Annotated in this window: 26 protein-coding genes; 2 read left to right on the forward strand and 24 right to left on the reverse strand. The window is 60.9% G+C overall.

Annotated elements, in window-relative coordinates:
- The 16 genes from FHX09_RS10070 to FHX09_RS10145 all read right to left on the reverse strand — a co-directional run bounded on the left by FHX09_RS10070 (nucleotide 1) and on the right by FHX09_RS10145 (nucleotide 15,282).
- Nucleotides 1-1,557 (reverse strand): NADH-quinone oxidoreductase subunit NuoF, encoded by a 1,557-nt coding sequence (locus tag FHX09_RS10070; protein WP_132588555.1) that lies wholly within the window; start codon nucleotides 1,555-1,557, stop codon nucleotides 1-3.
- Nucleotides 1,554-2,033, reverse strand: coding sequence for a formate dehydrogenase subunit gamma (locus FHX09_RS10075; protein WP_007796927.1), 480 nt, complete (start codon nucleotides 2,031-2,033; stop codon nucleotides 1,554-1,556). The genes FHX09_RS10070 and FHX09_RS10075 overlap by 4 nt, the downstream gene beginning before the upstream one ends.
- A gap of 168 nt (nucleotides 2,034-2,201) precedes the next feature.
- Complete coding sequence (locus FHX09_RS10080; protein ID WP_007796929.1) at nucleotides 2,202-3,095, reverse strand: LysR family transcriptional regulator; 894 nt, start codon at nucleotides 3,093-3,095, stop codon at nucleotides 2,202-2,204.
- 70 nt (nucleotides 3,096-3,165) lie between these two features.
- Entirely contained in the window at nucleotides 3,166-3,507 is a 342-nt protein-coding gene (locus FHX09_RS10085; RefSeq protein ID WP_132588557.1) for a metalloregulator ArsR/SmtB family transcription factor, read from the reverse strand.
- 106 nt (nucleotides 3,508-3,613) lie between these two features.
- Nucleotides 3,614-4,384 (reverse strand): SDR family oxidoreductase, encoded by a 771-nt coding sequence (locus FHX09_RS10090; protein ID WP_184449875.1) that lies wholly within the window; start codon nucleotides 4,382-4,384, stop codon nucleotides 3,614-3,616.
- Between the two features lie 69 nt (nucleotides 4,385-4,453).
- Nucleotides 4,454-4,918: a redox-sensitive transcriptional activator SoxR gene (gene soxR, locus FHX09_RS10095; protein ID WP_183719671.1), complete on the reverse strand. Its 465-nt coding sequence runs from the start codon at nucleotides 4,916-4,918 to the stop codon at nucleotides 4,454-4,456.
- 138 nt (nucleotides 4,919-5,056) lie between these two features.
- Nucleotides 5,057-5,464, reverse strand: coding sequence for a F0F1 ATP synthase subunit epsilon (locus tag FHX09_RS10100; protein WP_007796938.1), 408 nt, complete (start codon nucleotides 5,462-5,464; stop codon nucleotides 5,057-5,059).
- A complete protein-coding gene (locus FHX09_RS10105; protein WP_007796940.1) occupies nucleotides 5,464-5,700 on the reverse strand; it encodes a hypothetical protein in 237 nt (78 codons plus the stop codon). Before FHX09_RS10105 ends, FHX09_RS10100 begins: the two co-directional genes overlap by 1 nt.
- Entirely contained in the window at nucleotides 5,700-7,148 is a 1,449-nt protein-coding gene (gene atpD, locus FHX09_RS10110; RefSeq protein WP_132588560.1) for a F0F1 ATP synthase subunit beta, read from the reverse strand. The genes FHX09_RS10105 and atpD overlap by 1 nt, the downstream gene beginning before the upstream one ends.
- Nucleotides 7,149-7,171: 23 nt before the next feature.
- Complete coding sequence (locus FHX09_RS10115; RefSeq protein ID WP_132588561.1) at nucleotides 7,172-8,056, reverse strand: F0F1 ATP synthase subunit gamma; 885 nt, start codon at nucleotides 8,054-8,056, stop codon at nucleotides 7,172-7,174.
- Nucleotides 8,057-8,080: 24 nt separating this feature from the next.
- The gene (gene atpA, locus FHX09_RS10120; RefSeq protein ID WP_007796947.1) at nucleotides 8,081-9,610 is read right to left on the reverse strand and encodes a F0F1 ATP synthase subunit alpha; all 1,530 of its coding nucleotides are present in this window, start codon (nucleotides 9,608-9,610) and stop codon (nucleotides 8,081-8,083) included.
- Complete coding sequence (locus tag FHX09_RS10125; RefSeq protein WP_132588562.1) at nucleotides 9,610-10,170, reverse strand: F0F1 ATP synthase subunit delta; 561 nt, start codon at nucleotides 10,168-10,170, stop codon at nucleotides 9,610-9,612. The genes atpA and FHX09_RS10125 overlap by 1 nt, the downstream gene beginning before the upstream one ends.
- A gap of 260 nt (nucleotides 10,171-10,430) precedes the next feature.
- Nucleotides 10,431-10,820, reverse strand: a complete 390-nt coding sequence (locus FHX09_RS10130) for a hypothetical protein (protein WP_007796951.1) — start codon at nucleotides 10,818-10,820, stop codon at nucleotides 10,431-10,433.
- Between the two features lie 79 nt (nucleotides 10,821-10,899).
- Nucleotides 10,900-13,116 (reverse strand): primosomal protein N', encoded by a 2,217-nt coding sequence (locus tag FHX09_RS10135; RefSeq protein ID WP_132588563.1) that lies wholly within the window; start codon nucleotides 13,114-13,116, stop codon nucleotides 10,900-10,902.
- Nucleotides 13,117-13,176: 60 nt separating this feature from the next.
- On the reverse strand, nucleotides 13,177-14,313 hold the full coding sequence (locus FHX09_RS10140) for an AAA family ATPase (RefSeq protein ID WP_132588564.1): 1,137 nt from the start codon (nucleotides 14,311-14,313) through the stop codon (nucleotides 13,177-13,179).
- Nucleotides 14,314-14,334: 21 nt separating this feature from the next.
- Complete coding sequence (locus FHX09_RS10145; protein ID WP_132588565.1) at nucleotides 14,335-15,282, reverse strand: 1-acyl-sn-glycerol-3-phosphate acyltransferase; 948 nt, start codon at nucleotides 15,280-15,282, stop codon at nucleotides 14,335-14,337.
- Between the two features lie 142 nt (nucleotides 15,283-15,424).
- On the opposite strand from FHX09_RS10145, the gene FHX09_RS10150 reads away from it, so the two are divergent.
- Together FHX09_RS10150 and FHX09_RS10155 are read left to right on the forward strand one after the other, a co-directional pair.
- A complete protein-coding gene (locus FHX09_RS10150; RefSeq protein WP_007796962.1) occupies nucleotides 15,425-16,360 on the forward strand; it encodes a tyrosine recombinase XerC in 936 nt (311 codons plus the stop codon).
- Between the two features lie 81 nt (nucleotides 16,361-16,441).
- Complete coding sequence (locus FHX09_RS10155; protein WP_184449877.1) at nucleotides 16,442-17,521, forward strand: TraB/GumN family protein; 1,080 nt, start codon at nucleotides 16,442-16,444, stop codon at nucleotides 17,519-17,521.
- Here the strand turns inward: FHX09_RS10155 and FHX09_RS10160 are convergent.
- The 8 genes from FHX09_RS10160 to FHX09_RS10195 all read right to left on the reverse strand — a co-directional run bounded on the left by FHX09_RS10160 (nucleotide 17,518) and on the right by FHX09_RS10195 (nucleotide 26,158).
- Nucleotides 17,518-18,021, reverse strand: a complete 504-nt coding sequence (locus tag FHX09_RS10160; RefSeq protein ID WP_007796967.1) for a cytochrome b/b6 domain-containing protein — start codon at nucleotides 18,019-18,021, stop codon at nucleotides 17,518-17,520. The genes FHX09_RS10155 and FHX09_RS10160 overlap by 4 nt on opposite strands.
- Before the next feature lie 96 nt (nucleotides 18,022-18,117).
- Nucleotides 18,118-19,524: a dihydrolipoyl dehydrogenase gene (lpdA, locus tag FHX09_RS10165; RefSeq protein ID WP_184449879.1), complete on the reverse strand. Its 1,407-nt coding sequence runs from the start codon at nucleotides 19,522-19,524 to the stop codon at nucleotides 18,118-18,120.
- A 26-nt stretch (nucleotides 19,525-19,550) separates the two neighbouring features.
- Nucleotides 19,551-20,189, reverse strand: a complete 639-nt coding sequence (locus tag FHX09_RS10170; protein ID WP_007796971.1) for a LysE family transporter — start codon at nucleotides 20,187-20,189, stop codon at nucleotides 19,551-19,553.
- A gap of 20 nt (nucleotides 20,190-20,209) precedes the next feature.
- The gene (locus FHX09_RS10175; protein WP_184449881.1) at nucleotides 20,210-20,962 is read right to left on the reverse strand and encodes an SDR family oxidoreductase; all 753 of its coding nucleotides are present in this window, start codon (nucleotides 20,960-20,962) and stop codon (nucleotides 20,210-20,212) included.
- Nucleotides 20,959-21,483, reverse strand: a complete 525-nt coding sequence (locus FHX09_RS10180; RefSeq protein WP_245505415.1) for a hypothetical protein — start codon at nucleotides 21,481-21,483, stop codon at nucleotides 20,959-20,961. Before FHX09_RS10180 ends, FHX09_RS10175 begins: the two co-directional genes overlap by 4 nt.
- 78 nt (nucleotides 21,484-21,561) lie before the next feature.
- Entirely contained in the window at nucleotides 21,562-22,815 is a 1,254-nt protein-coding gene (gene odhB, locus FHX09_RS10185) for a 2-oxoglutarate dehydrogenase complex dihydrolipoyllysine-residue succinyltransferase (RefSeq protein ID WP_132588570.1), read from the reverse strand.
- Nucleotides 22,816-22,844: 29 nt separating this feature from the next.
- Nucleotides 22,845-23,162: a YciI family protein gene (locus FHX09_RS10190; protein WP_007796982.1), complete on the reverse strand. Its 318-nt coding sequence runs from the start codon at nucleotides 23,160-23,162 to the stop codon at nucleotides 22,845-22,847.
- Nucleotides 23,163-23,173: 11 nt separating this feature from the next.
- A complete protein-coding gene (locus tag FHX09_RS10195; RefSeq protein WP_132588571.1) occupies nucleotides 23,174-26,158 on the reverse strand; it encodes a 2-oxoglutarate dehydrogenase E1 component in 2,985 nt (994 codons plus the stop codon).
- Nucleotides 26,159-26,273 lie beyond the last annotated feature (115 nt).

The raw sequence follows: 26,273 nt of genomic DNA on the forward strand, positions 1-26,273 counted from the left end.
TTACTCCGCCGCTTCGATGAGAGGTGTGGGAACGAAGTCTTCCGGGAAATGTGTCATGGCGCTCATGACGGGATAGGGCGTAAAGCCCCCGAGCGCGCAGAGCGACCCGAACTTCATGGTGTTACAGAGATCGGCGAGCAGTTCCCGGTTCTTTTCCGGCTCGATGCCACGCGCGATCTTGTCCGCCGTCTCGACGCCACGCGTCGAGCCGATCCGGCAGGGCGTGCACTTGCCGCAGCTTTCGACGGCGCAGAACTCCATCGCGAACCGCGCCTGTTTCAGCATGTCGGCCGTATCGTCGAAGACGACGATACCGGCATGGCCGATCAATCCATCCTTGGCCGCGAAAGCTTCATAGTCGAATGGCGTGTCGAACAACGAGCGTGGGAAATATGCGCCGAGCGGACCGCCGACCTGGACCGCCTTCACCGGCCGTCCGGATGCGGTTCCGCCTGCGATGGCATCGACCAACTCGCCAAGCGAGATGCCGAAGGCCGTCTCGAAGAGACCGCCATGCTTCACATTGCCGGCGATCTGGATTGGGATGGTCCCGCGCGACCGCCCCATGCCGAAATCGCGATAATAGGCCGATCCCTTGTCCATGATCACGGGCACGGATGCGAGCGAAATGACGTTGTTGATGACGGTCGGGCAGTCGAAAAGACCCTTGTGGGCCGGCAGCGGAGGCTTGGCCCGCACGATGCCGCGCTTGCCTTCGAGGCTGTTCAGAAGCGCTGTTTCCTCGCCGCAGACATAGGCGCCGGCGCCGGTGCGGACTTCCATATCGAAGGCCTTGCCGGAGCCGAGCACGGAGGTGCCGAGAATTCCGGCGCTGCGGGCAATGTCGATTGCCCGGCTCATCGCCGCAATCGCATGCGGATATTCCGAGCGGGTGTAGACGAAGCCCTTGGTCGCGCCGGTCGCAAGGCCTGCGATTGCCATGCCTTCGATCAGCACGAAGGGGTCGCCTTCCATGATCATCCGGTCGGCGAAAGTGCCGCTGTCGCCTTCGTCGGCGTTGCAGACGATATATTTTCGCTCGCCCGGAGCATCGAGAACCGTCCTCCACTTGATGCCTGTCGGAAAACCCGCACCGCCGCGCCCGCGCAAGCCGGAATCGGTGACCTGCTTGACGATGTCGGCGGGCAACATCGAAATCGCCCGGCGCAGGCCGGCAAGGCCGCCATGGGCTTCATAGTCATCCAGAGAGAGGGGGTCGGTGATGCCGCAGCGTGCGAAGGTAAGGCGCGTCTGACGCTTGAGGAACGGCAACTCCTCCACCTCGCCAAGACAGAGGGGGTGGTCGCCGCCGGCGATCAATCCGGCATCGAAGAGCGAAGCGACGTCCTTCGCCTTGATCGGCCCGTAGCCAATCCGTTTGCCGGCGACTTCGACTTCAATCAGCGGCTCCAGCCAGTGCATGCCGCGTGAGCCGTTGCGGACGATCTTCGCGTCGAGACCGCGAGCGGCAATCTCCTCGGAGATTGCCCTGGCAACGCGCTCGGCACCCAGTGCCAGCGCGGCAGCATCACGGGGAACATAGATTCGGACGGTCATCGACGCGCCTCCGAAATCAGCGCCTCGAGATCGGCGACATCCACCCGACCATGTACTTCACCGTCCATCATGGCGGACGGCGAGCACGAACAGAGCCCGAGACAGAAGACAGGTTCGAGGGTGATCGCTCCGTCCGGCGTCGTGGCGTGCCAGTCGATGCCAAGCAGCGCCTTGACGCGGTCGGCCAGTGCATCGCCGCCCATCGATTGGCAGGCCTCGGCGCGACAGAGTTTCAGCACATGCCGGCCAGCGGGATGATCGCGATAGTCGTGATAGAAGGTGACGACGCCGTGCACCTCCGCGCGCGAAAGATTGAGCTCCTTCGCAATGACAGGCAGCGCCTCTTGCGGCACATAGCCGAATTCATCCTGGATCTCATGGAGGATCGGCAGCAGTGGGCCTTCGAGATGCTTAAGCTGATCGATGATCGCGGTGGCACGTGTTGCGATATCGCCCTTGGCGACATGAATATTCATCAGCAGCTCTCCCACGGCCTGCAAGTTACACGTCGCGGCCTAGGCAGGCGGATTTTCTTCAGAACCCTGTGGCCGACAGAACCGCTCGCGTTCGTTCATTATAGAACTTTCTCAGGGATGGACGAAGCGATCAATAACGCTGTTCCGTCAAACGATAGAAAATTTCTATCAAGATTCCGGCTCTTCAGCGAGAATCCGAGCCTCGTGCAGCAAGGCGGACACCAAGGGCGTGAACGGCTCGCGATGCGTCGCAACCAGACCAACAAGATGGTGCGCAAGCGGCTCGACAATCGGAATCATGCGTATTTCGGCAGGAAAGCCAAAGGATTTCGCGACATTGCGGGGCATGATGCTGGCCCAGCGTCCGGTTCGGACATGCGAGAACAACACGATCATCGAATTGGATTCGAGCGTCGGATGCGCCGTCATGCCGGCCTCGGCCAGGTGATGATTGATGATACGGCGGTTCTGCATGTCCGCCGTCAATAGACAAAGCCGAAGGTTACCCACTTCCTTCCAGGTGACGCTATCACGATCGGACAGAGGACTGCCAGCGGCCGTAATCAAATTGTAGTGCTCGGCATAGAGCGGCACGCTGGTCACGCGTCCAAGCGGCTCGTTTTCCAGGTAGGTGATGCCGGCGTCGATCTCGAGATTCTCCAGCATGCTGAGCACCTGCAGCGAGTTGCGCGAGACGATGGAAAAGGTCACATCAGGATGCCGCTCCTGAAATGGCGTCGTGATGCGCGGCAGCATGGCGAGCGCTGTCGGGATCACAGCGATCCTGATATGCCCCGACAGGCCCTTGCGGGCCGCCCGCATCTCTTCGCGCATCGTGCGGGCGTCGCCGACAATGCGGCGCGCCCATTCGAGCACGCGCTGACCCTCCGGCGTCAGCCCCTGGAAACGCGAGCCGCGCTGCACGAGCATGACGCCAAGCTGGTCTTCGAGCTGGCGGATGGCAGCCGACAGCGTTGGCTGCGAGATACCGCATTCCTCCGCGGCACGGCCGAAGTGCTTCTCATTGGCGAGCGCAATAAAGAATTCCAGCTTATCGATCATTCGGTCTCTCTGACGAGCTGCGGCACGCCGCCACCTTCAAATCAGAGAGAGCAGTCGGCAAGGCCGATTGTCAATTGTCCTGTGTTCCTGGAAACATCGCGAACAGAAAATGCAGCAGCGTGGTCGTGTCCGGATGAGCAACGCTGTAATAGATCATACGACCGTCACGACGGCTGAAAACGAGCCCGTCCAGTCTGAGGCGCGCCAACTGCTGCGAAACCATCGCCTGTTGAATGCCGAGGCTTTCCTCGAGCTGGCCCACCGTCTTTTCTCCCTCCGTCAGGAGGCAGAGAATAATCAGTCGCGTGTGATGGGAGAGCGCCTTGAGGAAGTCGCTCGCTTCCCGCGCCTTCGCAGAAAGCTTCTGCAGATCCCGATCGGCCATGCCTGCTTTCGATGTATGCAAGCGCATTCTTTATCTCTGGTTGCACAAACAATATGTATGAAACGGAATCATAACATATTCGCAGCAGCCAGCGGTTTGGATCTGTCAAAATGCCAAAAAAAGTCCCGGCAACTCAGCAGATGAGTTGGCCACCATTGATCTCAAGCACTTGGCCCGTGATGTAACCGGAAAGCAAAGGCGCCGAAAGGAAGAGGTATGCGGGCGCACAATCCTCGGAGGTGCCCAGTCGCTGCAGGGGAATGGTCTTGCGGGTCTGCTCTAGCTTATCTGGCGACGAGTACCGCTGGTGGAAGTCGGTTTCGATCGTTCCAGGCGACACGCAGTTCACGCGAATGCCGTCCGGCGCGAGCTCTCTTGCGAGCGCTTTGGAGTAGGTTGCGACAAATGCCTTTGACGCCGAATAGATAGCCGAGCCGGGGCTGCCGCCCGTCGACGCGGAAATGGAGACCGTGTTGACGATTGCCGCATCCTGCGATGCTCTCAGTGCCGGAATGAGGGCGCGCGTTACCTCGACGACAGATGTCTGATTCAGCCGCACAATCGTCTGGTACTGCTCGTCGGTCAGATCGCCTGCCGGAAAGCGGCCGACCATGGTTCCGGCATTGTTGATAAGCACATGGACACGGTCAAAGGTTGCAAGGACCTTCTCGGCAAATCCGCTGGTGCCGCCCGGCGTTGAAAAATCGGCGGTCACGAGAAAGGCCCGGCGGTCTTCTTCCGCCGTCAGCAGGAAATCAGGCAAATCGCGCTCGGTGCTGCGACCGAGGTGCACCAATACCCTCGCCCCGCAGTCGAGAAACTGCCGCGCCACTTCCAGACCGATACCCCTCCCCCCACCGGTGACAACCACGTTGCGGTTTTCGAACAGCTTGGGGTGAAACATCCAGTCCTCCACGGCGTGACCGAGCCGTATGCGGCTCTCGCATTGTTCTGATGCAGCGGGAAACGTTGCCTAGTCGCAGGTTTCCAGCAGACGCGGACCCGGCCCATCTTTTGCCAGCCGATCATCAGGATTGCGCAGCGGGCAGCTTTCAACCGAGAGGCAACCACAGCCGATGCAATCCGTCAACCGGTCGCGCAGGGCAATGAGGCGACTGATGCGCGTATCAAGATCCTCCTTCCAGACGGCCGACAGGCGCTGCCAGTCCGTAGCGGTCGGCGTGCGGCCCTGCGGCAGCGTATCGAAAGCAGCCTGGATCTCGGCCAAGGGAATGCCGACGCGCTGCGCGACCTTGATGATGCCAAGACGGCGGAGCACATCGCGGCCGAAGCGGCGTTGATTGCCGCGTGAACGGATGCTGGAAATGAGGCCTTTCGCTTCGTAGAAATGCAGCGCAGAAACGGCAAGCCCACTGCGGTCGGCGACTTCACCGACTGTCAGTAATTTCCTGAAGGGATTGGTGAAGCCTTCTTCCATGGCGCGGACCTCAAGTTTTCTTGAGGTAGTCTAGTCACGCACTTTACAGGCGTCCACTTGCCATTCTTTTCGCAACCACGGGAACAAACAAAAAAGCGGCCCGAAAGGCCGCTTCCAATTACCGGAATGTGGAGCCGATCAATCCTGGGTGATCACACCCCGCAGGTGCGTCAGTTCCATGATGTAGTGTTCCAGACGCGATTTGTGCTCGTGATGCACGGCGTCTGCGATCTCTCTCTGTGCCGCTTCGATGCGAAGCGTCAGTTCGTCCTTCGAGAGATCCTGAACGATGACGGCGGACTCCGCCAACAGCGTGCAGCCGGTCGGCAGAATGTCGGCGAAGCCGCCAAAAACCACGTAGTCCTGCTTCGAGCCATTGGCCGAACGAACGCTGACGATACCCGGCTTGATGGTCGTCATCGCCGGGGCGTGGTTGGCCATAACGGTCATCTCGCCGTCGGTTGCCGGAATGACAACTTCGGTCACCATCTCCGAAAGGAGCAGGCGCTCGGGAGACACGAGTTCAAAATTGAAATTGTCAGCCATCAGTGACTTACCTTCTCGGCGGCTTCTGTATCTTGCAAATTGGTCCCGCAGAACGGGCAGTGCACTATCGCCTGATCAAGATATCCAAGACCTTCCTCGGTCTGGATCAATCCCACCACCATCATCAGCTTGCCATCGTCCGATCTATAGATCGTCGGCGCTGCCGGAGCGGGAAGCTCTGCTGCGACTTCCCGAAGGGCGTCGCAGCAGAAGATCTCGTTGTGAGCCTCGCTCATCAGGCAGCTGCGGACAGCTTCTTGGCCTTCTCGATGGCTTCGTCGATCGAGCCGACCATGTAGAAGGCAGCTTCCGGCAGGTGGTCGTATTCGCCGTTGACCAGGCCCTTGAAGCCCTTGATCGTGTCTTCGAGCGCGACGAGCTTGCCTGGCGAACCGGTGAAGACTTCAGCAACGAAGAACGGCTGCGACAGGAAGCGCTCGATCTTACGGGCACGGGCAACGGCCAGCTTGTCCTCTTCGGACAGTTCGTCCATGCCAAGGATGGCGATGATGTCCTGCAGAGCCTTGTACCGCTGCAGCGTCGACTGAACCTTACGAGCCACTTCGTAGTGCTCTTCGCCGACAACGATCGGGTCGAGCATACGCGAGGTGGAGTCGAGCGGATCGACGGCCGGGTAGATACCCTTTTCAGCGATCGAGCGCGACAGAACGGTCGTTGCGTCCAGGTGGGCGAACGAGGTTGCCGGAGCCGGGTCGGTCAAGTCGTCGGCAGGAACGTAAATGGCCTGAACCGAGGTGATCGAGCCGGTCGTCGTGGTCGTGATGCGCTCCTGCATCTGGCCCATATCCGTGGCGAGCGTCGGCTGATAGCCCACGGCCGACGGAATACGGCCAAGTAGAGCCGACACTTCGGAACCTGCCTGCGTGAAGCGGAAGATGTTGTCGACGAAGAAAAGAACGTCCTGGCCCTGGTCGCGGAAGTTTTCAGCAACCGTCAGACCGGTCAGAGCCACACGAGCGCGGGCGCCAGGCGGTTCGTTCATCTGGCCGTAAACGAGGGCAGCCTTGGAGCCTTCGCCGCCGCCATGCTTGTTGACGCCGGATTCGATCATTTCGTGGTAAAGATCGTTGCCTTCGCGGGTGCGCTCACCCACGCCAGCAAAGACCGAGTAACCACCGTGCGCCTTAGCGACGTTGTTGATCAGTTCCATAATGAGAACGGTCTTGCCGACGCCGGCGCCGCCGAAGAGGCCGATCTTGCCGCCCTTTGCGTAAGGGGCGAGAAGGTCGACGACCTTGATGCCGGTGACGAGGATCTGCGCTTCCGTCGACTGATCGACGTAAGCCGGAGCGTCCTGGTGGATGGCGCGCTTGGAGGCGGTGACCAGCGGACCAGCTTCGTCAACCGGCTCACCGATGACGTTCATGATACGGCCAAGCGTTTCCGGGCCAACCGGAACGGCGATCGGTGCACCGGTGTCCGAAACGGACTGACCGCGAACCAGACCTTCGGTCGAGTCCATGGCGATGGTGCGAACTACGTTCTCGCCGAGGTGCTGCGCAACTTCGAGAACCAGGCGGTTGCCGCCGTTGCTCGTTTCAAGCGCGTTCAAAATCGCCGGCAGTTCGCCTTCGAAAGCAACGTCCACGACGGCGCCGATAACCTGCGTGACCTTGCCGGCAGAGCCTGCCGCAGTCTTCTTGGGGGTAGCTGCCTTAGCCATCTTCTTACCCTCTTTCCCTAACCTCAGAGCGCTTCCGCGCCCGAAATGATTTCAATGAGTTCCTTGGTGATCTGAGCCTGACGCTGACGGTTGTAGTTGAGCGTCAGCTTATTGATCATTTCACCAGCGTTGCGCGTCGCATTGTCCATCGCGCTCATCTTGGCGCCCATTTCGCCGGCGACGTTCTCAAGGAGCGCGCGGAAGATCTGGACGGAGATGTTGCGCGGGATCAGATCCTCGAGGATCGATGCCGGATCCGGCTCGTATTCGTAGACCGCGCCAGCGTGCGCCGCATCTTCGACAACGGCCGTAGGAGCCGATGCCGGGATGAGCTGCTGTGCCGTCGGAACCTGCGAAATCACCGACTTGAATTCGGAGTAGAACAACGTGCAGACGTCGAACTCGTCGGCTTCGAACATCTCGATGATGCGCTTGCCGATCTGATCGGCATTCTCGAAACCGACCTTCTTCACCTCACGCAATTCCTTTCGCTCGACGATGAGCGAAGCGAATTCACGGCGTAGAACGTCGTAACCCTTCTTGCCGACGGTAAAGATCTTGACGGTCTTGCCTTCGGCGAGAAGCTTGCGAGCGTGATCGCGCGCAAAACGCGAGATCTGCGAGTTGAAGCCGCCGCACAGGCCACGTTCGGCGGTGCAGACGACCAGCAGGTGAACCTGGTCCTTGCCGTTGCCCGTCATCAGAGCCGGCGCACCGTCGGCCTCCGTCATCGCACCAGCGATGTTTGCCAGAACGGCACCCATGCGCTGCGAGTACGGGCGGGCGGCCTCGGCCGCCTCCTGGGCACGCCGAAGCTTCGCCGCGGCGACCATTTTCATCGCCTTGGTGATCTTCTGGGTCGCCTTGACGGAGGCGATCCGGTTTTTCAGATCCTTAAGTGAAGGCATCCGTTATCCGTCCTTTGGGTCCGATTAGGCGAAGGACTTCGCGAAGCTATCGATGGCAGCCGTGAGCTTGCCCTTCGTATCGTCGCTGATTGCCTTGTCCGTGCGGATCGTGTCGAGGATAGCCGAGCCTTCCGAGCGAAGGTACGACAGCAGGCCCTGCTCGAACTTGCCGACCTGTGCGACTGGGATCTTGTCGAGGTAGCCGTTAACGCCGGCGAAGATCACCGCAACCTGCTCTTCCGTCTTCAGCGGCGAGAACTGCGGCTGCTTCAGGAGTTCGGTGAGGCGTGCACCGCGGTTCAGCAGGCGCTGCGTCGAGGCATCGAGGTCGGAGCCGAACTGAGCGAAGGCGGCCATTTCGCGATACTGGGCGAGTTCGCCCTTGATCGAGCCGGCGACCTGCTTCATCGCCTTGACCTGAGCGGCGGAGCCGACGCGGGAAACCGACAGACCGACGTTAACGGCCGGACGGATACCCTGATAGAACAGGTCGGTTTCGAGGAAGATCTGGCCGTCGGTGATCGAGATCACGTTGGTCGGAATGAAGGCCGAAACGTCGTTGCCCTGGGTTTCGATGACGGGCAGAGCCGTCAGAGAGCCAGCGCCCTTTTCGTCGGAGAGCTTTGCAGCGCGCTCGAGGAGACGCGAGTGCAGGTAGAAAACGTCGCCCGGATAAGCTTCGCGACCCGGCGGACGGCGCAGCAGCAGCGACATCTGGCGGTAAGCAACAGCCTGCTTGGACAGGTCGTCATAACCGATCAGCGCGTGCTGACCGTTGTCACGGAAGTATTCGCCCATCGTGCAGCCGGCGAACGGTGCCAGATACTGCATCGGAGCAGGATCGGAAGCCGTTGCGGCAACGACGATCGAGTACTTCATTGCGCCGCGTTCTTCGAGAACCTTGACGAACTGGGCAACAGTCGAACGCTTCTGGCCGATAGCGACGTAGACGCAGAACAGCTTCTCGCTGTCCGGGCCGTTGTCGTGGATAGCCTTCTGGTTCAGGATCGTGTCGAGAATGATCGCGGTCTTGCCGGTCTGGCGGTCACCAATGACGAGCTCGCGCTGGCCACGGCCGACCGGGATGAGCGCGTCGATAGCCTTGAGGCCAGTCGACATCGGCTCATGAACCGACTTGCGCGGAATGATGCCCGGAGCCTTGACGTCAACGCGCGCGCGGCGCGTCGAATTGATCGGGCCCTTGCCGTCGATCGGGTTGCCGAGAGCATCGACAACGCGGCCGAGCAGCTCCGGACCAACCGGAACGTCAACGATGGCGCCGGTCCGCTTGACGGTGTCGCCTTCCTTGATGTCGCGGTCCGAACCGAAAATAACAACACCAACGTTGTCCGATTCCAGGTTCAGCGCCATGCCACGGATGCCACCGGGGAACTCGACCATTTCGCCTGCCTGAACATTGTCCAGACCGTAAACGCGAGCGATACCGTCACCGACGGAGAGAACCTGACCGACTTCCGAGACTTCTGCCTCTTTGCCGAAGTTTTTGATCTGGTCCTTGAGAATTGCGGAAATTTCCGCAGCGCGGATATCCATCAGCCGACCTCTTTCAATGCAAGCTTAAGGGTAGAGAGTTTCGTACGAAGAGACGTATCAATCTGACGGGACCCGACCTTCACGATCAGACCACCAAGAATTGACGGATCAACCGTGACGGCAATCGCCACGTCCTTGCCGGTGACGCCCTTGAGCGCCGCCTTCAATTCGGTTTCCTGCGCTGCATCAAGCGCATGGGCCGAGGTTACCTCGGCAGTGATTTCGCCACGCTGGCTTGCGGCGATGATGCGAAAGGCCTTGATCATGCCCGGGAGGGCAAAGAGGCGGCGGTTACGCGCCACGACCTTCAGGAAATTTGCGAAGAAGCCGCTAATTCCAGCCTTCTCACTGATGGTAACGATCGCCTTGAGCTGGTCGTCGGCCGAGAAAACAGGGCTCGAAACGAAACGCTTCAGGTCGTCGCTCTCGTCGAGCATCGCCTGGAACCGGTCGAGATCCTTGGTGACGCTTTCGACGGCGCCCTGCTCGAGCGCCAGATCGAACAGCGACGAGGCATAGCGCTCTGCAACACCAGAAGTAAGCTGGGATGTGTCTGCCACTGGCCCAAATTTCCCTGATTTCAACTCAAGAATCCGGTCGCCGGCGGGCGCCTGACCTAGGATCTTGAATTCGTTATGATTTCCCCCAGAAATCGCAAGAGAAGCCTCTTGCTTCTTCCGAAATTCGGGGTCCGTCTAACATAGGATGTTCGGACTCGCAACACGCGTAACGCCCGAATACGGCTTTCCCATCGATTTCTAACGCAAAAATGCTCAAAGCCCAGCAACAAAGAGCTCGGCACGAGAGATATCCGCTCAACTCAAGCGGAAAAGAAACCGAAAACATAGGCGAGTGGCAGTGCTGCCAAAACGATTTGCACAACCAGAAGTAAATAGTTGAGAATTGCGCTCCCCTTATCTGAAAGGAGCGAGATGATCCGCGCAAACGCCGCCATGGCGAAGGACGCGCCAAGCGCCATGTAGATCCAGTTCTGCGCCAGCATAATGGCCGAAAGACCGAAGCCGAGATAGAAGCCGCCGACGGATCGTTGTTCGGCATATCCGTCACGCCGGCCCTCGCGCGGCATGAGGCCGAACAGCCGCATCGCATAGCCTGGTGCAAACATGATGACAAAGCCCGCCAGCGCCGTGAATGTGGCTGCTGCGAAAGCGAGCTGTTCGCCCAACTCCGTTGGAAAATAAAAATCCATTCGACCGACCCCGAATCCCCTGCTTCGCCGTCCTTATGGCATGATTGCGGTACCCGGCAAAAGCCCGTCGGAACACCATCTACAGGAAGCTTTGCGGGTCCACATCGAGCTGCACATGCACCGACCCGCGCTCCTTCGGCGCTTGCGCAAGCATGGCCCTGAGAAACGCTTGCATGTCTGAATTCCGCCGCCCATGCACGAGAAGCCGGAAACGATAGCGGCCTCGAACCAGCGCAAGCGGCGCTTCCGCAGGCCCGAGCACGGAAATGCCGGAAACATTGGGGGCGGCGTTTCGAATGCCGCGGGCGTGGTTTTCCGCATCGTGGCGGGTTTCCGCCGAGACGATGATCGACGCCAGCCGCCCGAACGGCGGCAGGATGGCGCGCTCGCGCTCGGCTATCTCGCGCTCGTAAAAGGCGCTGGCGTCGCCCGACACGATCGCCTGCATGACGGGATGTTGCGGCTGGTAGGTTTGTAACAGGCCGTGGCTCTTCAGGCCGGTACGGCCGGCGCGGCCCGTGACCTGCGACAAGAGCTGAAAGGTGCGCTCGGCAGCGCGCGGATCGCCATTGGCAAGCCCGAGATCGGCATCGACGATGCCGACTAGCGTCATCAGCGGGAAGTTATGACCCTTGGCGACAAGCTGCGTGCCGATGACGATATCAGCTTCTCCCTTCGCGATGGCCTCGAGCTCGAGCCGCAGCCGCTTGACGCCGCCCATCATGTCGGACGAGAGCACGATCGTTCGCGCTTCAGGAAAATGGCGCTCCACCTCTTCGGCGATGCGCTCGACACCCGGCCCGCATGCAACGAGGTGATCGAACGTGCCGCATTCCGGGCAGGCTTCGGGCGTCCGCTCGGCATGACCGCACTGATGGCATTGCAATTGTCTCTTAAACCGGTGCTCGACGAGCCAACTGGAACACTGCGGGCACTGGAAGCGGTGGCCGCAGACGCGGCAGAGCGTTAGTGGGGCATAGCCCCGCCGGTTGAGAAAGAGAAGCGCCTGCTGCTGCTTTTCGATCGTCTTGCCGATCGCCCGGATCAGGACAGGCGACAGGAAGCCGCCGCGCTCGGGCGCATGGCGACGCATGTCGATAAGGTGCAGATCCGGCAACGCTGCATCGCCGAAACGGGTGGGCATGTGAATGGTGCTGTAACGCCCGCTCTGCCCATTGACCTGGCTCTCGACCGAGGGCGTGGCGGACACGAGAACCACGGGGAAATCGCCAATGCGAGCGCGTACGACCGCCATGTCGCGCGCATTGTAATAGACACGGTCCTCCTGCTTGTACGCCGGGTCGTGCTCTTCATCGACGATGATGAGGCCAAGATCCTCGAACGGCAGAAACAGCGCCGAACGCGCGCCGGCAACGACGCGAACCTCGCCCGTGACTGCCTGACGCCAGACCTTTTCGCGGGTGCGTGGTGCCAGGTCGGAATGCCATTCGGCGGGCTTTGCGCCGAAGCGATCCTGAAATCGCTCCAAAAAGCTCGCCGTCAGCGCGATCTCCGGCAAGAGGATCAGCACCTGCTTGCCGCGCTTCAGTGTTTCCGCGATCGCCTCGAAATAGACTTCCGTTTTTCCCGAACCGGTGACGCCGTCGATCAGCGAGACCGCGAACTCGCCCTTTCGAACTTCGGCGAGAATCTCGTCTGCGGCGTCCTTCTGCGGGCCTTCAAGCCGTGCTGACACGAAATCTGGATCCGGTTTGGCGACCACCGGCGGCGGCGGCAGGAACACCGTCTCGAAAACACCCTGGCTGACTAGGCCGTCGACCACGCTTGTCGAGACGCCGGCGGCATGCGCAAGCCCGCTTCGCGTCCATGACAGACCATCACCGGCGATATCAAGCACACGGGCGCGTGCCGACGTCATCCGCTCCGGCTCGCCGCCGACGAAGCGCAGTCCTTCCACCATCGGCTCCGGCTCGAAGGCGTTGGGTGCGCGCAGCGCCATACGCGCCACGAGACCAGGGGGCGAAAGTGTGTAACTCGCCACCCAGTCGATGAAATCGCGCATCTCCTTGGTCAGCGGCGGGCAATCGAAGACATGGCTGATCGGCCTGAGCTTCTTCGGATCGACACCGTCTTGGCCGCCATCCCAGACGACGCCGATCACCTGCCTCGGACCGAGCGGCACCTGTACGACCGAGCCCGGTTCGACCGCCATGCCCTCCGGCACGGCATAGGAATAGGGCTTCGGCGCAGGCATGGGAACGAGCACCGGAACCGTGCGGTTGGCCGGCGGCGTCTCAAACAGCGCTCCAAAGAGATCGGACGAATCTGTGCTCATCGGGCGAGACCATGCCCGGATCGGCTTAAAAAGAAAACCTGGAACATGATCCGCGCTGTCTCACTCGTTCTCGTCGATGACGCCGGTGAGCCGCATTCCTTCAATCCAGGTGGCACCGTCCTGCCGCACGACATGGCGGGCGCGTGCACCGCATCGCTCGCACACGGCAGCCGCCAGCGGCTCGGAGTGGGTGACGATCCAGATCTGGCTGCTTCGCGCCGCGTCCGCGATCATGTCGGCCAGCGGCAGCAGCATGTCCGGATGCAGGCTTGCCTCCGGTTCGTTCAGTGCAATCAGCGGCGGCAGACGATATGACATCAGCGCGGCCGCAAGCCCCAGAAAGCGGATCTGCCCGTCCGACAGCTCGCGCGGCTGAAACACACGGTTCGCAAATTCCGGGAAGGAAAGGCCGAACTCCGCCGTCTCCTCGGGCAGCGGCACGACAAGCCGCGCACCGCCGAGGGCGGCGACGACGGCCCGATCGAGATCGACGGTATCTTCACGCGTATGTACAAGCGTCGCGAAGACTGCGGCAATGTTGGCGCCATCCTCGTCCAAAAGCGGCGCTGTGACGGCAAGACAGGGGGCGCGCAGCGGCGAAGAGCGGTCCGTGCGGAAGCCGTGAAAGAAGCGCCAGCCGTCGATCGCACGCCGAAATGTTCCGATCTCGGGATAGTGGCCGGCATCGCCGAGCAGCGCGATTGCCGTTTCCGAGGTCAGCGCCTGCTCAGGATAGTCCTGCATCCGCCCATTCTGGTCGCGAACCGAGATGGCGGGGCCAGCGCGCTTCATTATCGTGACCGGTCGCGTCCCCGTCTCGATCGAAAGCTCTTCGGCCTTGATCTGCGGCTCGAAGGGAAACCCTGCCGCAGCGCTCGGCGGCCGCAAGCCGGCTTCGACACGATAGCGGAAGGTGATCGCCCTTTCCTCGTCGAGAAGTTCGGTTTCCAGACGGATACGGAACGGCCCGTCGGCGTCCCGTCGCGGCCCGGACCAGAGCGCCGAGAACATGCCACCTTCTGCAGCGATCTCATGCGCCAGGCGCCCGCGCGTTGCCGCCTGGATAAGCTGCAGCGCGCGGTAGAGGTTGGACTTCCCGACCCCATTCTCACCGATGAATAGATTGATGCCCGAAAGATCCATGCGGATCGATCGCAAGGACCGGTAGTTCTGGGCAAACATCGAGCGGAGCAGCATGCCTCGCTTTAACCTATCCGGTCAGGGAATTGAATGGGCGCCGGCCAGCACCGGCTCGGCCGGTCGGACCAGAGGCACGAACTGCGCGTCGTCATCCATATCGAGGGCGCGCGCCGTATGGTCTTCCAATGCCTTGGTCACCTCGTTGATGTCGCCGTCGAGATGCTCCACCGGGATCAGGTTGCCGACCACGAAGTCGAACCGGTCGCCGCGCTTGTTCAGAAGCTCGTGAAAGACGGTCATATCCCTGAGCTCCGTTGACCACTTTGCGAGCCAGTAGAAGAGGCCCGAATTCCGTGCCGTCATATGCACCGGCAGGATCGGCAGGTTGTACTTGCGGGCAAGCCCGACAGCCGAGGTTTTCCACGGACGCTCGTTCAGCCGTCCGTTCGCCCAATAGGCAATCCGCCCGGACGGAAAGAGAACCGTTGCCTTGCCTTCCCTGACCGCACGGTTGGTGATCAGCAGCGTCTCACGGGTCTTGAGCTTGCTCTTATACTCTTCCCGCCATTCGACCGGAATAATGACCTCGGCAAAACGCGGATTGACACGTATGGCATCGCGGTTGGCGAACACCATCATGTCGGGCCGCTTGTTCTTCAAGAGATCGAAGACGGCCACCCCATCGGCAATGCCGGTCGGATGGTTGCTGACGAGGATGAAGCCGCCGGTATCAGGAATGCGTTCACCATGCCTGACATTGATCTCGAGCTTCAACAGGTTGCTCATGTACTCGAAGCACTGGAAGCCTGGCATGTTCGCGACGTCGTTGGCGAAGCTGATGGCCCTGTTGTAGCGCAGGAGCGTATGGAGAAAGGGCCGCATGATCGGCCAGAACGGGTGCTTGACGATTCTCTGTCCGCGCTCGGCGATCAACGTGTCAACGATATGTCCCGGCTTGCCATGGGAAACGAGGGCAATCGCTTCCGCGAATTGTCCGAAAGCGGTCGTGGGGTGGCGCCGTGGCATGCAAGATCCTGCGTCGTTGGGAAACCAGTTACGTCGATTAATATGATGGAACCATGACAACCACTTGGGCGGTATTAGCAATTCCATAACTGTCGGTCCTTCAGAATTGGCAGCCGGATTGGCAAATTCAAGGGCCAGACACGTGAACGAACTCCTGATCATCGCCGACCCGCGCCTGATGGCGGAACGCACCGCCTGGCTCGACAGCCTGGCCAGCGAGCGCCGCCTTTCCGAGCATACGCTCGATGCCTACGAGCGCGACACGCGCCAGTTCCTTACCTTCCTGACCGGTCATCTCGCGGGACCCGCAACGCTGAAGGATATCCATGCGCTGCGGCCCGCCGACTTCCGCGCATTCCTCGCCGCACGTCGCAAAGAGGGATCCGGACCCCGCTCGCTCGGCCGCAATCTCGCCGGTTTACGCTCACTGCTGCGTTACCTCGAAAAAAAGGGGCTGGTGAATGCAGCCGGCGCCGGTGCGATCCGCTCGCCGAAGCAGCCGAAGTCGCTGCCGAAGCCACTTTCCGACAGGCAGGCCATCACCGTCGTCAGCGACGAAGCGCAGCTACACGAAGAGCCCTGGATCGCGGCACGCGACGCCGCCGTTTTCACCCTGCTCTATGGCTGCGGCTTGCGCATCTCCGAAGCGCTCGATCTGACGCCTGACGACTTCAACCGGGGAGCGGCGACGCTGCGCATTACCGGCAAGGGCAACAAGACCCGCCTCGTGCCGCTGCTTACCATCGTCTTCGAGGCAGTCGAGAAATACCGGTCGTTATGTCCCTATCATCTTGAAGGCAACGAGCCTCTCTTCCGCGGCGCGCGCGGCGGCAAGCTGCAGGCGGCGATCATCCAGCGCACGATGCAGAAGATGCGAAGTGCCTTCGGCCTGCCCGAGACAGCGACACCGCACGCGCTGCGGCACTCCTTCGCGACCCATCTTCTGGCGGGCGGCGGCGACCTACGAACCATTCAGGAATTGCTCGGCCACGCCAGCCTTTCCACCACCCAGGTCTACACCGGTGTGGATTCATCCCGTCTGCTGGAAGTTTACGACCGCGCCCATCCTCGGGCGTAATCTTTTGTTAACGGCTTCTCTTAAAGGAATATCCGCACGCGAAGCGTAAAGTTTGGCGATCACAGTGACCGGAACACCATCATGACGATTTCCATCGGCCACCGCAGCCTGCACATCGCATCGCCGGGCAATCTCCTGCTTTGGCTGATCGCTGCATTTCACATGCTGCTCGCTGCAACGCTGATCGCCGTGCTGTTCTCGGTCTCACCGGCAGCTGCCGCAGAAGACGCCAGCTGCACTGGCCGCAACATCCTCACCGATCTCAAGCAGCGCGACCCAGCCCGCTACGCCGAAGCGGTCAAGGAAGCGGACGCCGTGCCGAACGGCAAGGGCATTTTCTGGAAGATCGAAAAGCCGGGCGTGAATCCGTCTTGGCTGCTCGGCAGCATGCATGTCACCGATCCACGCGTGCTGACGCTCCCGCCGCGCACGCAGGCGGCCCACGATGGTGCCGACACCATCGTGATCGAATCCGACGAGATCCTCGACGAGAAAAAGGCTTCCGCCGCTCTGCTGATGAAGCCGGAGCTGATGATGTTCACCGATGGGACGACGATCGAAAAGCTCCTGTCCCACGACGACTATGTTCGTCTGGAGGAAGGTCTGAAGCAGCGCGGCATCCCGCTTGCCGCGGTCTCGCGCATGCGCCCCTGGATGATATCGAGCGTCGTTGCCCTGCCCGGCTGCGAAATGGCCCGCAAGGCGAAGGGCGTAAAGTTCCTTGACCAGAAGATCGCCGCGGACGCCGTTGCCGAGGGCAAGCAGGTCAAGGGTCTGGAAACTCTTGCCGAGCAGCTGCAGGCAATGGCCGAGCTGCCGACCGAATTCCACATGAAGTCGCTGATCGAGACGCTGGCCTTGGGCTCCAGGATGAACGACGTGGTGGAGACCATGACCGATCTCTACCTCTCCGGCGATATCGGCATGACCATTCCGATGCTGAAGACCGTCTCGCCTGACGGCAAGGACGAGGACGGCGACTACGCCGCCTTCGAGCAACGCATCATTCTCGACCGCAACAAGGTGATGGCCGAGCGTGCAGCCCCGATCCTTGCCAATGGCAACGTCTTCATGGCCGTCGGCGCCTTGCATCTGCCGGGCGAAGGCGGCGTGATTGAACTGTTGCGCAAGCAGGGCTTCACGGTGACGGCCGTCAACTAGCTCCCGACGGTCATTCGCCTGAGAACATTGGTCTTCCAGTAGAACTGATGGGCGAGCGCGCCAGCGACATGCGCGGTGATCACGGCCCACAGGACCGCCTTGAAGATACCACCATGAAGCTCGCCGGAAATATTGACCCCTAGATAGTACGCCGCCATGCCGGTCAGCGGCAGGAGGAAGATCAGCAGGTAGAGCGCGGCATGTGCGACCTTGGCGCCAATCCGGAATATCTTCGGTTCCGCCGCCGGCTCAGCGGGCGCACCCTGAAAAAGGCGCAAGCAAACACGAAGGATTGCCAGAATGAGAATACCGATGCCGACATAGGCATGCACATTGGCAGATGCAACCTGATCAACCGATGGGATGCCACCCCGACGGACCGTCCGGTTCCAAGCGTTCATACCATCTGGAAAGAGCAGGTTGAAAAAGATCATGAGCGCCATCACCCAATGCAGCAACCTCTGCGGCAGGCTATATGCATCACGAGAATCGGTAGGCATGTATCTATCCTCAAAACAGCGATTAGAACTGTTCTAAGGTAAATGGGCCGCCTGCTGTGAAGCAAGCGGCCCGTCCCGTATTGCCAAAATTTAATATTACATATGGATCGGCTTGAAGAAGGCGGCGAGAGCCGCTTCCTTGACCGCTTCCGACATGGTCGGGTGCGCGTGGCACGTGCGGCCGAGATCTTCCGCGGAACCACCGAACTCCATCAGCACGGAGATCTCGTGGATCATCTCGCCCGCACCAAAGCCGACAATGTGGCCGCCGAGGACACGATCAGTTTCCTTGTCGGAAAGGATCTTCACGAAGCCATCGGTCGCCAGCATGGCGCGGGCACGACCGTTGGCCGTGAACGGGAACTTGCCGACCTTGTAGGCGACGCCTGCGGCCTTCAGCTCTTCCTCGGTCTTTCCGACGGAAGCGACCTCCGGCTGCGTGTAGACGACGCTCGGGATGACGTCGTAGTTCACATGGCCATGCTGGCCGGCGAGGATTTCGGCGAGTGCCACGCCTTCGTCTTCAGCCTTGTGGGCCAGCATCGGCCCCTTCACCACGTCGCCGATTGCGTAGATGCCGGGAACGTTCGTACGGAAATGACCGTCGATCTCGACGCGGCCACGGTTGTCGAGCTTGACGCCTGCTTCTTCAAGACCGAGGCCGGCCGTGTAAGGAATGCGGCCGGTCGCGATCAGAACGACCTCGGCTTCCAGCGTCTGCGCATCGCCACCCTTGACCGGCTCGAACGTTACCTTGGCACCCTTGCCGCCCTTTTCGACGCCCGTCACCTTGGAACTCAGGTTGATGGCCACGCCCTGCTTGACGAGCATCCGCTGGAATTGCTTGGAGACTTCGCCATCCATGCCGCCGAGAATTGTATCGAGATATTCGACAACGGTGACCTTGGCGCCGAGGCGCGACCAGACCGAACCGAGCTCGAGGCCGATGACGCCGCCGCCGACAACGATCATCGTTTCCGGCACTTTCTCGAGCGCGATCGCGCCCGTCGAGGAAATGATCACCTTCTCGTCGATGTCAACCTTCACACCCGGAATGCCGGCCACGTCGGAGCCGGTGGCGATGACAATGTTCCTGCCTACGATTTCTTGCACCTTGCCGTCTTCGCCAGTCACGGAAACCTTGCCAGCCGATACGATCTTGCCGGTGCCCTGGAAGGCATCGATCTTGTTCTTCTTGAAGAGGAAGGCAACGCCGTCGACGTTCGACTTCACCGTCGCATCCTTGTGCGCCAGCATCTTTTCGAGATTCAGCTTCGGAGCGGCTACCTCGATGCCAAGCGCATCCATGCCGTGGCCGGCCTGATGGAACATTTCGGAGGCATGCAGCAGCGCCTTGGACGGGATGCAGCCGACGTTCAGGCAGGTGCCGCCGAAAGTCGCGCGCTTTTCAACGACAGCGACCTTGAGGCCAAGCTGCGCCGCCTTGATGGCGGCGACGTAGCCGCCGGGTCCGGTTCCGATAACGATCACATCGTAGGACATTGTTTCTTTCCCTTTTCGTTATTTGCTTAGTCAGCCGCGCGGGCGAGCGCGAGGCGGAATCCGAAGCCGACCAATGCGGCGCCGGTGATGCGGTTGAACCATTTGCCGCTTGCGATGAAGCGGTCGCGAATGGGCTTGACGGTGAAGAAGGTCGACACGCCGGCGAACCAGGCGACGAGCGCTGTGGCCATGCCGATGCCGTAGCTGAACTGGATCAGCGCCGGGGTATCGTGATGCACCAGCGTCGAGAACAGCGACAGGAAGAAGAGCACCGGCTTCGGATTGAGCGCGTTGGTGATGAAGCCCATGCCTAGGCATTCCAGCGCCGAGATCGGCTTGCGGTCTTCCTCCGTCACCTCGATTTCATTCACGTTGAAACCCGGCTCGCGGAACGATCTGATGCCGAGGTACACCAGATAGGCGACGCCTGCCCATTTGATCATGGCAAACAGCATCAGCGATTTGGAAACGATCAGGCCGAGGCCGAGGATCGTGTAGCTGATGTGAAACAGCAAAGAGAAACCCATGCCAAGGCCGGTCATGATAGCGGCACGACGGCCATGCACGATGCTCTGACGCAGGATGACGGCGAAGTCAGCGCCTGGCACAACGATGAAGATTGAAAAGACGGCCATCAGGCCGAGAAATTCGAGAGGATATTGCATGAGAAAATGGTCTCCGCGTCCTAACGGCCGCCGCTTACATTGAGTATGGCGCCCGTTATATAGGAAGCCGTCGGCGAAAGAAGGTAGAGGACCGCATCGGCGATTTCCTCCGCCGTACCGGGCCTTTGCATGGGGATGCTCGGCGCCAGGTCGCGCGCGCGGTTCGGCAGGCCGCCGGACGCATGAATGTCGGTATCGATGACGCCGGGACGGATGGCGTTCACACGCACGCCCTCGTTCGCCACTTCTCGTGAGAGACCGATGGTGAAGGTATCGATCGCGGCCTTCGACGCGGCGTAATCGACATACTGCGAGGCCGAACCCAGAACCGCTGCCATCGACGAGATGTTGACGATTACGCCGCCTTTACCGCCATGCTTCGACGACATGCGGCGGACGGCCTCGGCCGCGCAGAGAATCGAGCCGGTCACATTGATCCGCATCATCCGCTCAAGGCGTTCGACGCTCATCTCGTCGACGCGCTGCTGCGTATCGACGATGCCGGCATTGTTGACCAGTCCATCCAGCCGTCCGAAATGTCTGTCGACGGCCTGGAACATCAAAGTGATATCCTGCGCGCTTCCGACATCGCCCTTGATCGCGATAGCGTCGCTACCCTCAGCCTTGACATCGGAGACAACAGTGTCGGCAGCAGCGCGGTTCGCGGCGTAGTTCACCGCGACGTTCCAGCCCTGGCGGGCAGCAAGCCGGCAGACCGCAGCACCGATGCCCCGGCTGCCGCCGGTGACGAGAAGGACCGGTCGTTTTGTCATTTCGCGCACTCCTTGAATGCCAGGACGTCCCACGGCGCAACACTCGCCTTGTCGTTACCCCAGATCTGCGATCGGCGGATCGACGGACCGAGGCCTGGCAGAAAGACGCTGTCAGCGGCAGCCGCAGCTTCAGGCTGAAGGTTGTCGATCTCGCCCTTGGCGTTTGCGCCGTAGACTGTGCCTTGCCAAATTGTGCAGGCGTCAAGATCGGTGCCCGTCACGTCGCCGCCTGGGCATTTAAACATCAGGATACCGACGGCGCGCTCGGGATCGTCCGAGGGCATGACGTAGCCGTCGAGTTCGATCGAGGTTTTCAGCACTTTCAGCGTGAACCGGTTGCTGGCAGCCGCCGCTTCCGAATCGATCGGCGTGAAGCGCAGCTCGTAGGCGCCATCCCTGTCGGCATAGACAGCGCTCGCCTGCCGGCAATCGGAAGCGCCGACAGCGGCCGCAGGCAGCGCCAACAGAAACGCGAACGAAACCCCGACCCTGCCTTTGGCAAGGGGAGGCATGATCGTCATACGCCCTGTGGAAATTGCCAGCGACATCGCGCGCCCCGCCGAGGTGAAAAGGGCCGCTCATGCGGCCCAGTCGATTGCTTAGAGATCGAGAACCAGACGTTCCGGGTCTTCCAGGCTTTCCTTGACCCGAACGAGGAAGGTCACGGCTTCCTTACCGTCGACGATGCGGTGATCGTAGGAGAGCGCGAGATACATCATCGGACGGATGACGATCTGGCCGCCGACGACAACCGGACGGTCCTGGATCTTATGCATACCGAGGATACCGGACTGCGGAGCATTCAGGATCGGCGAGGACATCAGCGAACCGTAGACGCCGCCGTTGGTGATCGTAAACGTGCCGCCCTGCATATCGGCCATCGAAAGCGAGCCGTCGCGAGCAGCCTTTGCCAGACGCGCCAGTTCCTTCTCGACTTCGGCAATCGACATCTGGTCGGCGTCACGAATAACAGGCACGACGAGACCCTTGTCCGTGCCGACGGCCATGCCGATGTGGCAGAAGTTCTTGTAGATGATGTCGGTGCCGTCGATCTCGGCGTTGACGGCCGGGAGCTCCTTCAGCGCATGCGTGATCGCCTTGGTGAAGAAGCCCATGAAGCCGAGCTTCACGCCATGCTTCTTTTCGAAGACGTCCTTGTACTTGGCGCGCAGATCCATGACGGCCTTCATGTCCACCTCGTTGTAGGTGGTCAGCATGGCGGCGGTGTTCTGTGCGTCCTTCAGGCGCTTGGCGATCGTCTGGCGCAGGCGCGTCATCTTCACGCGCTCTTCGCGAGCGGCGTCCTCGAGCGTCGACGGGCCGCGGGCAGCAGCCGGAACGGCAGGGGCCGCAGCGGCCGCCGGGGCGGAGATGCCCTTGGCAACAGCGGCGATCACGTCGCCCTTCAGAACCTGGCCGCGTTTGCCGCTGCCGTCGACCTGATCGGCCGACAGGCTGTTCTCGGCAAGCATCTTCGCAGCAGCCGGTGCCGGCGGCATGGCGGATGCGGAAGCAGCCGGCGCAGCAGCAGCGGCGACCAGTGCAGGTGCCGCGGCAGCAGGTTCGGCGGCCTTGGCAGGAGCGGCAGCAGGAGCCGGAGCAGCTGCAGCACCGGCGCCTGCGGCGATCTGGCCGAGCAGTGCGCCAAGACCGACGGTTTCGCCAGCCTGGGCAACGATTTCAGACAGCGTCCCCGAAGCGGGAGCCGGCACTTCGATGGTCACCTTGTCGGTTTCAAGCTCGAGAATCGGCTCGTCGGCCCTGATGGCGTCGCCGACCTTCTTGAACCAGGTACCGACGGTTGCCTCGCTGACGGATTCACCGAGAGTTGGAACGCGGATTTCTGTGGCCATTGTTCAAATCCTGATTTGCTTGTGTTCGTTTATTCGTTTCCGGCAACAGATGGCCGGAGAATGATCGAGGGCATTGGCAATATGTCAAAGCGAAAGCCGTAACCGGACTGGATGATCGGATCGGCATCGGCAAGCGCTTGCGCCGCCTTTTGATCCACTGCCGAAACGACTGCCATGCCCCAGGCTCCCTCACCTTCGAAGACGGGACCGACGGCAATCGCCGATCCCTCTTCTGCGTTTTGGTGCCAATAGGTGACATGGCGCTTCATCGCGGCCGTTTCCTCCCCGGTCGCATCATGCGGAAAACGGGGACGAGGCGGCACAAGTCTGAGGAAGAAATATGCCATCGCCCGATCCCTTAGCCGCCCAGCGCATCCTCGAGGAATGCGGCGAGCTGCGACAGATGCTTGGACATCAGACCCGTCGCCGGCGAAGCGGCGGCCGGACGACCGGTGTAGCGGACGCGCTGGTACTTCGCATCGATATGGGCGAGCACCCATTCCAGATACGGGTCGATGAACGACCATGCGCCCATGTTCTTCGGCTCTTCCTGGCACCAGACCATCTCTGCGTTCCGGAAGCGGCTGAGCTCGTTGATGAGCGCCTTTGCCGGGAACGGATAGAGCTGTTCGACGCGCAGCAGGTAGATGTCGTCGATGCCACGCTTTTCACGCTCTTCCAGAAGGTCGTAATAGACCTTGCCGGTGCACATGACGACGCGGCGGATCTTGTTGTCCTTCTGCAGCTTGATCGGGCCGTCCTTGATGACCTCCGCATCGTCCCAGAGCAGGCGATGGAAGGAGGACTCGCCGGCGAGTTCCGCAAGGCTGGAAACAGCCCGCTTGTGGCGCAGCAGCGACTTCGGCGTCATCAGAACGAGCGGCTTGCGGAAGTCACGCTTCAGCTGCCGGCGCAGGATGTGGAAGTAGTTCGCCGGCGTCGTGACGTTGGCGACCTGCATGTTGTCTTCAGCGCAGAGCTGCAGGAAGCGTTCGAGGCGGGCCGAAGAGTGCTCGGGGCCCTGACCTTCGTAGCCATGCGGCAACAGGCAGACGAGACCGGACATGCGCAGCCACTTGCGTTCGCCCGACGAGATGAACTGGTCGAAGACGACCTGCGCGCCGTTGGCGAAGTCCCCGAACTGGGCTTCCCAAAGGGTCAGCGCGTTCGGACGAGCCAGCGAATAGCCGTATTCGAAGCCGAGCACTGCTTCTTCCGAGAGCATCGAGTTGATGACTTCATAACGGGCCTGGTTGGGCGACAGGTTCGCAAGCGGAATAAAGCGCTCTTCGCTCTCCTGATCGTAGAGAACCGAATGACGTTGCGAGAACGTGCCGCGTTCGCAATCCTGACCGGAGAGACGGATCTTGTGGCCTTCGACCACCAGCGATCCGAAGGCAAGCGCCTCAGCCATCGCCCAGTCGAGGTTCTCACCCGTCTGGATCATGTTGGCGCGGTTTTCCATGAAACGCTGGATCGTGCGGTGCGCACGGAAGCCTTCCGGAATTTCCGACAGCTTGCGGCCGATATCCTTGAGCGTCTTCATCGGAACGGCGGTCTTGCCGCGGCGTTGCTCGTCGGCATTGTCAGCCGTGCGCAGGCCCGACCACTCGCCGTCCAGCCAATCGGCCTTGTTCGGCTTGTAGCTTTGGCCGGCGTCGAATTCCTGCTCGAGATGCGCGCGCCAATCGGCCTTCATCCTCTCGACTTCGCCGTCGCTGACGAGACCCTCGGCAACAAGGCGGTCTGCATAGATCTGCAGCACGGTCTTGTGAGCGCGGATGACCTTGTACATCTTCGGCTGCGTGAAGGACGGTTCGTCGCCTTCGTTGTGGCCGTAGCGACGGTAGCAGAACATGTCGACGACGACAGGCTTGTGGAACTTCATGCGAAATTCCATGGCAATCTTGGCAGCGTAGACAACCGCTTCCGGATCGTCGCCGTTGACGTGGAAGATCGGCGCCTCGATCATCTTGGCGACATCGGACGGATAGGGCGACGAACGCGAGAAGGCCGGATTGGTGGTGAAGCCGATCTGGTTGTTGATGATGACGTGCATCGTGCCGGCAACGCGGTGACCGCGCAGGCCGGACAGGCCGAGGATTTCTGCAATCACGCCCTGGCCGGCAAAAGCCGCGTCGCCATGGATCAGCAGCGGCAAAACCTTTGCGCGCTCGGAAAGCGGAATGGTGTCGCCTTCCCAGACGGTAGCGCCCATATCCTGCTTGGCGCGGGCCTTGCCCATGACGACAGGGTCGACGATTTCGAGGTGCGACGGGTTGGCCGTCAATGACACGTGAACCTTGTTGCCGTCGAACTCACGGTCTGAGGACGCCCCGAGGTGATATTTCACGTCGCCTGAACCTTCGACTTCATCAGGTGCGTAGGAACCGCCCTTGAACTCGTGGAAGATGGCGCGGTGCGGCTTGCCCATGACCTGTGAGAGCACATTCAAGCGGCCGCGGTGAGCCATGCCGAACACGGCTTCGCGAAGGCCGAGATGGCCGCCGCGCTTCAAGATCTGCTCGAGCGCCGGGACGAGCGATTCACCGCCATCGAGACCGAAGCGCTTGGTGCCCTTGAACTTCACGTCGAGGAACTGCTCGTAGCCTTCGGCTTCGACCAGCTTGGCGAGGATTGCCTTCTTGCCTTCCGGTGTGAAGGCAACGCCCTTGTCCGGGCCTTCGATGCGCTCCTGAATCCAGGCCTTCTCTTCCGGATTGGAGATGTGCATGAATTCGACGCCGAGGGTCGAGCAATAGGTGCGCTCGAGAATCTCGATCATCTCGGGCAGGGTGGCGTATTCGAGGCCGAGAACGTTGTCGATGAAGATCTTGCGGGAATAGTCGGCCTCGGTGAAGCCGTAAGCTACGGGCGACAGTTCCTTGTAGTCTTCAACAGGCGCGGCGATCCCGAGCGGATCGAGCTTGGCATGCAAGTGACCGCGCATGCGGTAGGCGCGGATCATCATGATGGCACGGACGGAATCGCGCGTTGCCTGCAGGATATCGGCGCCATCGGTCGGCTTGCCGGCGGCTTCCGCCTTGCCCTTGACCTTGGTCTCGATGATCTTTTCAACAGTGCCCCAATCACCGTCGAGCGCCGAAACGAGGTCGCTCTTGGGCTGCAGAGGCCAATCCTTCTTGCGCCAGGATGCACCCTTGGCCGCCTTCTTCACATCTTCCGGATTGTCTTCCAGCGCCTTGAAGAAAGACCGCCACTCCTCGCCGACCGAGTTCGGGTCTTCCTCATAGCGCGCATAAAGCTGCTCGATATACGAAGCATTGGCGCCATCCAGGAACGAGGTAATCTGAAACTGCTCGTTGGCTTCTTGCCGTGCCATGGTTACATGCGGACGCTTTCGTCCGCCTCCTGACTTGTGAATCCGCCGGATACTCGACCGGCTTGCCGCATCTGTCGTTAGCCGCCTGTCCGCGGCTCATTTCATTTCGAAGTCG

The organism is Rhizobium sp. BK538, from assembly GCF_014197575.1.
GTDB lineage: Bacteria > Pseudomonadota > Alphaproteobacteria > Rhizobiales > Rhizobiaceae > Rhizobium.

Bases quoted from the DNA above. Each gene is read 5' to 3' on its own strand.
- FHX09_RS10070 (WP_132588555.1), bottom strand. From the start codon at position 1,557: ATGACCGTCCGAATCTATGTTCCCCGTGATGCTGCCGCGCTGGCACTG.
- FHX09_RS10075 (WP_007796927.1), bottom strand. From the start codon at position 2,033: ATGAATATTCATGTCGCCAAGGGCGATATCGCAACACGTGCCACCGCG.
- FHX09_RS10080 (WP_007796929.1), bottom strand. From the start codon at position 3,095: ATGATCGATAAGCTGGAATTCTTTATTGCGCTCGCCAATGAGAAGCAC.
- FHX09_RS10085 (WP_132588557.1), bottom strand. From the start codon at position 3,507: ATGCGCTTGCATACATCGAAAGCAGGCATGGCCGATCGGGATCTGCAG.
- FHX09_RS10090 (WP_184449875.1), bottom strand. From the start codon at position 4,384: ATGTTTCACCCCAAGCTGTTCGAAAACCGCAACGTGGTTGTCACCGGT.
- soxR (WP_183719671.1), bottom strand. From the start codon at position 4,918: ATGGAAGAAGGCTTCACCAATCCCTTCAGGAAATTACTGACAGTCGGT.
- FHX09_RS10100 (WP_007796938.1), bottom strand. From the start codon at position 5,464: ATGGCTGACAATTTCAATTTTGAACTCGTGTCTCCCGAGCGCCTGCTC.
- FHX09_RS10105 (WP_007796940.1), bottom strand. From the start codon at position 5,700: ATGAGCGAGGCTCACAACGAGATCTTCTGCTGCGACGCCCTTCGGGAA.
- atpD (WP_132588560.1), bottom strand. From the start codon at position 7,148: ATGGCTAAGGCAGCTACCCCCAAGAAGACTGCGGCAGGCTCTGCCGGC.
- FHX09_RS10115 (WP_132588561.1), bottom strand. From the start codon at position 8,056: ATGCCTTCACTTAAGGATCTGAAAAACCGGATCGCCTCCGTCAAGGCG.
- atpA (WP_007796947.1), bottom strand. From the start codon at position 9,610: ATGGATATCCGCGCTGCGGAAATTTCCGCAATTCTCAAGGACCAGATC.
- FHX09_RS10130 (WP_007796951.1), bottom strand. From the start codon at position 10,820: ATGGATTTTTATTTTCCAACGGAGTTGGGCGAACAGCTCGCTTTCGCA.
- FHX09_RS10135 (WP_132588563.1), bottom strand. From the start codon at position 13,116: ATGAGCACAGATTCGTCCGATCTCTTTGGAGCGCTGTTTGAGACGCCG.
- FHX09_RS10140 (WP_132588564.1), bottom strand. From the start codon at position 14,313: ATGCTGCTCCGCTCGATGTTTGCCCAGAACTACCGGTCCTTGCGATCG.
- FHX09_RS10145 (WP_132588565.1), bottom strand. From the start codon at position 15,282: ATGCCACGGCGCCACCCCACGACCGCTTTCGGACAATTCGCGGAAGCG.
- FHX09_RS10155 (WP_184449877.1), top strand. From the start codon at position 16,442: ATGACGATTTCCATCGGCCACCGCAGCCTGCACATCGCATCGCCGGGC.
- FHX09_RS10160 (WP_007796967.1), bottom strand. From the start codon at position 18,021: ATGCCTACCGATTCTCGTGATGCATATAGCCTGCCGCAGAGGTTGCTG.
- lpdA (WP_184449879.1), bottom strand. From the start codon at position 19,524: ATGTCCTACGATGTGATCGTTATCGGAACCGGACCCGGCGGCTACGTC.
- FHX09_RS10170 (WP_007796971.1), bottom strand. From the start codon at position 20,189: ATGCAATATCCTCTCGAATTTCTCGGCCTGATGGCCGTCTTTTCAATC.
- FHX09_RS10175 (WP_184449881.1), bottom strand. From the start codon at position 20,962: ATGACAAAACGACCGGTCCTTCTCGTCACCGGCGGCAGCCGGGGCATC.
- FHX09_RS10180 (WP_245505415.1), bottom strand. From the start codon at position 21,483: ATGACGATCATGCCTCCCCTTGCCAAAGGCAGGGTCGGGGTTTCGTTC.
- odhB (WP_132588570.1), bottom strand. From the start codon at position 22,815: ATGGCCACAGAAATCCGCGTTCCAACTCTCGGTGAATCCGTCAGCGAG.
- FHX09_RS10190 (WP_007796982.1), bottom strand. From the start codon at position 23,162: ATGGCATATTTCTTCCTCAGACTTGTGCCGCCTCGTCCCCGTTTTCCG.
- FHX09_RS10195 (WP_132588571.1), bottom strand. From the start codon at position 26,158: ATGGCACGGCAAGAAGCCAACGAGCAGTTTCAGATTACCTCGTTCCTG.